This is a genomic window from Pseudomonas sp. E6002, from assembly GCF_013385565.1.
Classification (GTDB): domain Bacteria; phylum Pseudomonadota; class Gammaproteobacteria; order Pseudomonadales; family Pseudomonadaceae; genus Aquipseudomonas.
Genome location: NZ_JACAPT010000065.1, coordinates 1 through 5,785, shown reverse-complemented (window position 1 = coordinate 5,785; position 5,785 = coordinate 1). Strand labels below are relative to the sequence as shown.

Sequence of the window (5,785 nt, the reverse complement as noted above, 5' to 3'; positions counted from 1 at the left end):
ACCTAAATAACGGATATGTACACGCCCCCCAAAAAAACCTCACACCAACCGCTTGATCTGCTTATGCCGCCAAACCAGCCGGTAATAAGCCGTCTGCAACCCCAACATCGCCAGATACGTCACCGGAAACGCCATCCACACCCCTTCCAGCCCAAACCGCGCATTCAGCAGATACGCCACCGGCAACTCCACCCCCAACACGCACACGATCGAAATCCCCACGGGTACCAGCACCACCCCGCTGGCCCGCATGATCCCGCCCACCACGGCCTGAAAACCGAACACCAGGATGCTCCAGAGCATGATATGCAGCAGGTGCTCGGCCTTGACCCGCGCATCCACGTCGGTAATGAACAACCCCAACAGCCAGTGCGACAACACATACCCCAGCACTATCAACCCACCCGTCAGGCACAGGTTGATCAAAATCCCCGTACGCAGGATCGGCCCGATCCGCTCCAGGCGCCCCGCCCCGATCGCCTGCGCCCCCAGAATCGACGCCGTGATCGCAATCGACAACGCCGGAAACTGCACATAGTTGACGATCTGCGTCACCGCCCCATACGCCGCCGTCGCCTGGGAACCATGGCTGTTGACCAGCGCCAGAATCACCAGCTCCGACAACGACAGCACCACCATCTGCAACCCAGTGGGCAACCCGATACGCAGGACCTTGCCCAGGATCACCCGATCCAGCCGCAGCGCCGCCATCAACTGGCGATCCGGCGCCATCACGTGGTTTTTATGGCGCAGGCGCAGCACCAGGAACGTCATCGCCAGGGCATTACCCACCAACCCCGCCACCACCGCGCTCTGGATACCCATCGGCGGCAGGCCCAGCCAACCCTTGATCAGCGCAGGGGTCAGCACCAGGCCCACGGTGGTCGACACCATCAGCGCCAATAAGGGCGACACCGTGTCACTCACGCCCCGCAGCAGTTGGGTGAACAGGATAAACACCAGCAACAGCGGCATGATCAGCATCATCATCTGCGCATAACCCACCGCGTCATCCAGCACATCCACCGGTGTGCCCAGGGCCTGCATTGCCGGGCGCGCAAACACGCTGCCCAGCACCGCCGCGATCACCCCGATCAGGGCGCCGAGGGTCAGGGTGGCGCCGGTGATCGACTTGACCATCGAGGTTTCCTGCGCGCCCCACGCCTGGCCGATCAGCACCGAAGCGCCCGCCCCCAGGCCGATCACCAGGGCGATAAAGAAAAACACGATGGGGAACATCCCCGACACCGCCGCCAACGCCTGGGTGCCGAGCATCTGCCCGACATAGATCCCGTTCAGCGTGCCGGAAAAGCTCTGGAGGAAATTGGACAGCACCATGGGTGCCAGAAAGATCAGGTAGATCTGCCACAACGGTCGTTGCTGGGTGACTTCCATGAAGGTTCGGATCTCAATGCAATTAGGCAGGGAAAGCGTTGCGTGACAACCAGGCCAGGTACAACTTCACATCCACCGGCCAGTGCGCGATCTTGTTGGAAAATTCCGCGCCGTCCTGGGCAAACAACGCCCGCGAGGCTTCTTCAAAACCTGGCAGGTCGCCGCCGATGGCGCTCATGAAACGATAGCTGGACTCCTTCGCCTGGCGCCGCTCATCGTGCTCGGCATGGGCGTTGCGCGCTTCGTCCACCAACCGGCGCAAGGCCGCCGAGGCGCCGCCGCGTTGTTGTCCCAGCCACTCCCAGTGCCTCGGCAGCAAGGTCACTTCACGGGCGACCACCCCCAGCTTCGGACGGCCTACAGTAGGTGACGCCGGCACGTCGGCCTCCGTCACCGCGACGGTCGGTTGCTGCGGTGCGTAACCGGCGGGCCAGGGATAGTCGACTTGAACACCGCTGGCGTCATCAAACACCAGCAAGCTGCCCGTCGCCAGGTCGAGGCTTTTCAGGTTTTTGGCGACGTCGGCATAAGAGCCGGCGGCCACGCGTTGGTGGCCAAGGAAAGCGGTGCAGTGTGATGCGCTCATGACTTTTACCCGGAATATATTGTTTTACCCGGGTTATATTAGCTTGGAATTTATTTGTTGCAAGCCGCTTGTTGCGAAACCACCAAACGATCACTGTCGACAGTCGCGCCCATGGGGCCCACACCCGGGTCGCGCAATACGCATTCGGCAATCGCCGGCTCAAGTTCCACCCGCAATCGGCGGCCCAAGGCACGGGCACCAAAGCGTACATCATGGTCGCGGCACAACCACACCCGTGCCGACTCATCCAGCACCAGTGACCGCTGCTGCGTCGCCAGGCGTTGATTGAGTTTGCCGAGTTCCACCTCAAGCAGCGCTTCAAGCCATTGATGGTCGATGGGCTCGAACATCAGGATACGGTCGATGCGATTGAGAAACTCCGGCTCGAAGTGACTGTGCAAGGCGTCCTCCAACACCGCCGCCTCCCCGCGTCTCAACCAGCGCAACGGGGTAAATCGCTGTCGATGGCGACGCGCCTGTTGTGCACCGATATTGCTGGTCATGAAGATCAGGCTGTTGCGAAAGTCCAGCGTGCGAGCACCACCCGCCAACGTCAGTTGGCCGTTTTCAAGAATGCCCAACAGGCTGCGCACCACTTCCTGGCTGGCCTTTTCCAACTCGTCGAACAACACGATGCCGGGGCGGCTATAGCTGCCCTGGATCAGTTCGCTGTCGAACAGGCTGATGCCTTCCTTGCTGCCGACGTAACCCGGCGGCGCCCCGGTCAAGGCAGCGGCGTAATGCTCCTGGGCCAGGGTGTGCATGTCGATGCGGCAGAACCCGTCGGCACGCCCGTGCAAGGCCAGGGCCAGCAGCCGGACAATTTCCGTCTTGCCGACCCCGGTAGGCCCCATGAACAGGTTGACGCTCAACGGCCGCTCACGCTCACCGATATCGGCCTTGACCACCTTGAGCAACCCTTCCATTTGGGCCAGGGCTGCGTCCTGGCCAACGATACGGCTGCGCAGCAAGGCCATGACCTGGGCCGGTTCAAAAGTAAACCGCATGCCTCAACCCGCCGTTTTTTCTTTACCGCCGTGGGGCAACTGCCCCACCGGGCATTCGGCGACACCGACGGTGCTGCGAGTGAATGCCTCGACATTCTCTTGGGCCTTTTGCGCGTCCAGCACCCAGGTGCGATAGAACTCGAATGGGCAATCCGCCATGCCCTTGTCCCCATCGCCCGAGGCATGCATGCCGGTGTAGCCACGGTGCAGCAGCTTGAACAGATGGTTCTGCGACTGGTCGTTGGCCCGCGCATCGCGGATCTGCGACACCGACAGCTGGGCATACTGAATGCCCATCTCTTCTTCGCCGCACTCGCCCAGGGTACGGCCATCGAAGCCGATGATCGCCGAGTGCCCGAAGTATGAATACACCCCGTCGAACCCCGCCGCATTCGCCACCGCCACGTAGCAGTTATTGGCCCAGGCCATGCTCTTGGACATCTGCACCTGCTGCTCCTTGGCCGGGTACATATAGCCCTGGCAGCGCACGATCAGCTCGGCGCCTTTCATCGCGCAGTCACGCCAGATCTCCGGGTAGTTGCCGTCGTCGCAGATGATCAGGCTGACCTTCATGCCCTTGGGCCCGTCGCACACGTAGGTGCGGTCGCCGGGATACCAACCTTCGATCGGACACCACGGAATGCACTTGCGATAACGCTGGACGATCTCGCCGAGGTTATTGATCAGCACCAGCGTGTTGTACGGCGCCTTGTGCGGGTGCTCCTCGTGGCGTTCACCGGTCAGGGAAAACACGCCCCAGGTATTGGCCTGGCGACAGGCCGCGGAGAAAATCGCCGTCTCCTCGCCGGGAATACTCGCAGCGGTCGCCATCATCTCGTCGTGGTCGTACATGATCCCCATGGTGCTGTATTCGGGGAACACCACCAGGTCCATGCCGGGCAAACCCTGCTTCATGCCGACAATAATCTCGGCAATCTTCTTCGCGTTATCGATGACCTCGGCCTTGCTGTGCAGGCGCGGCATCTTGTAGTTCACGACAGCAACGCCGACCGTATCCGGGCTGCTGGAAATGTCGCCATGGCGCATTGCAAATCTCCTCGGTCAGTGACTGATCATCCAGGGCCGTGGCCCGGTCCTGGTCTTGAGCCCCAGCGGGTTGGCCTTGCTCGGCACCACCGGCTTGCTGGTGCCACAGCAACTGCAGCCCGCCGGGTGCTTGCGCGCTGCCTGATATTCGCCGACGGTTTGCGGCGCATGGGCGCTGCGCTCGTTACCGGCTATGGCCTTGCGCTGATTGGCCGACAGCGTGGTCAGCGCCGGCGCCGACAGCAGCAACTGCCCGCCCGGGCCGTCGCAATACGGACATTGGCTGGGTTCGTGACGCTGGGCCATGGGCCGCAGCATCGTGAAGGTGCCGCAGGACTCACAGGCATATTCGTAGGTCGGCATGGCTACAGGTCCGGAGCGATGGGCAGGTCAATGCTGCCGTCGAGGAATTGGGTCGGGCCGCTGGCGTTGGGGTTGATGTCGAACTCGAAGATTTCAGTCGGCAGCCACAACGTCGCGCAGGCGTTGGGGATGTCCACCACGCCGCTGATATGCCCCTGCACCGGCGCCGAGCCGAGCAACGCATACCCCTGGGCCGGCGAGTAGCCGAACTTGGTCAGGTAGTTGATCGCATTCAGGCAGGCCTGGCGGTAAGCGACATTGACGTCCAGGTAATGCTGCTGGCCCTGTTCGTCGACGGAGATGCCTTCGAAGATCAGGTAGTTCTTGTAGTTCGGGGTGATCGGGCTTGGCTTGAACACCGGGTTCTTGATCCCGTATTTGGCCATGCCACCCTTGATCAGCTCGACCTTCATGTGCACCCAGCCGGCCATTTCGATGGCGCCGCAAAAGGTGATTTCGCCGTCGCCCTGGCTGAAGTGCAAGTCGCCCACCGACAGGCCGGCGCCGTTGACGTACACCGGGAAATAGATCTTCGAGCCGCGGGACAAATCCTTGATATCGCAGTTGCCGCCATGCTCACGGGGCGGCACGGTGCGGGCACCGGTGGCGGCGGCATCATCACGGGCCGAGCCCTTGAGTTTGCCCATGTGCGCGGTGGCGGCCAGCGGCGCGTTGGCCAGGGGTGGGACGCGGGTCGGGTTGGTATCGATCAGCTCCTGCTCGCGACGATTCCAGTCGGCGAGCATCACCGGGTCGGGCAGGCAGCCGATCAGGCCGGGGTGGATCAGGCCCGCAAAATTGACGCCCGGGATGTGCCGGGAGCTGGTGAACATGCCCTTGAAATCCCAGATGGCTTTTTGCGCGCTGGGGAAGTGATCGGTGAGAAAGCCGCCGCCGTTCTGGCGCGAGAAGAAGCCGTTGAAGCCCCACTGGGAGTCGGCCTTGGCGCCGATGTCGAGCAGGTCGACCACCAGCAAGTCGCCGGGTTCGGCGCCGTGTACGCCCACCGGACCGGAGAGGTAATGCACGGTGGAGAGGTCGACGTCGCGCACGTCGCTGGCGTCGTCGTTGTTCTTGATGGCGCCGGCGGTCCAGTCGTAGGTTTCGAGGATGAAGTCATCGCCGGGTTTGACCCAGCAAGCCATCGGGATGTCCGGGTGCCAACGGTTGTGGATCTGTTCGTTTTCGGTGACGGGTTGGTTGAGGTCGACTTTGATCAGGGTGTCGGTCATCGAGGTGCTCCCGGAGGGTGGGTTGGCTGTCGGGAGCAGTCTCACGGGGATGGGGTTGGGCGGGGAATACGTTGGATGACGTATGCGTCTTTGGGGTTGGGGGGCATATCCGTTTTTTGGGTGATGGCTGATATCGGTTCCGCTCTTACAGCGGC

At 62.2% G+C, this 5,785-nt stretch carries 6 protein-coding genes; all 6 read right to left on the bottom strand.

Features of this window, described 5'->3' with window-relative positions; translation table 11 throughout:
- Positions 1-39 precede the first annotated feature (39 nt).
- Genes HX815_RS31345 through fmdA form a run of 6 tightly spaced genes read right to left on the bottom strand, consistent with a single transcriptional unit; the run spans position 40 to position 5,630 of the window.
- Positions 40-1,395, bottom strand: coding sequence for an MATE family efflux transporter (locus HX815_RS31345; protein WP_003218590.1), 1,356 nt, complete (start codon positions 1,393-1,395; stop codon positions 40-42).
- A gap of 22 nt (positions 1,396-1,417) precedes the next feature.
- Positions 1,418-1,981, bottom strand: coding sequence for a DUF2239 family protein (locus HX815_RS31340; RefSeq protein ID WP_008432729.1), 564 nt, complete (start codon positions 1,979-1,981; stop codon positions 1,418-1,420).
- A 50-nt stretch (positions 1,982-2,031) separates the two neighbouring features.
- Complete coding sequence (locus HX815_RS31335; protein ID WP_177029491.1) at positions 2,032-2,988, bottom strand: AAA family ATPase; 957 nt, start codon at positions 2,986-2,988, stop codon at positions 2,032-2,034.
- 3 nt (positions 2,989-2,991) lie between these two features.
- The gene (locus HX815_RS31330; protein ID WP_177029490.1) at positions 2,992-4,035 is read right to left on the bottom strand and encodes an aliphatic amidase; all 1,044 of its coding nucleotides are present in this window, start codon (positions 4,033-4,035) and stop codon (positions 2,992-2,994) included.
- Positions 4,036-4,050: 15 nt separating this feature from the next.
- On the bottom strand, positions 4,051-4,398 hold the full coding sequence (locus HX815_RS31325; protein WP_008432727.1) for a zinc ribbon domain-containing protein: 348 nt from the start codon (positions 4,396-4,398) through the stop codon (positions 4,051-4,053).
- A gap of 2 nt (positions 4,399-4,400) precedes the next feature.
- Entirely contained in the window at positions 4,401-5,630 is a 1,230-nt protein-coding gene (gene fmdA / locus HX815_RS31320) for a formamidase (protein ID WP_003218608.1), read from the bottom strand.
- Positions 5,631-5,785 lie beyond the last annotated feature (155 nt).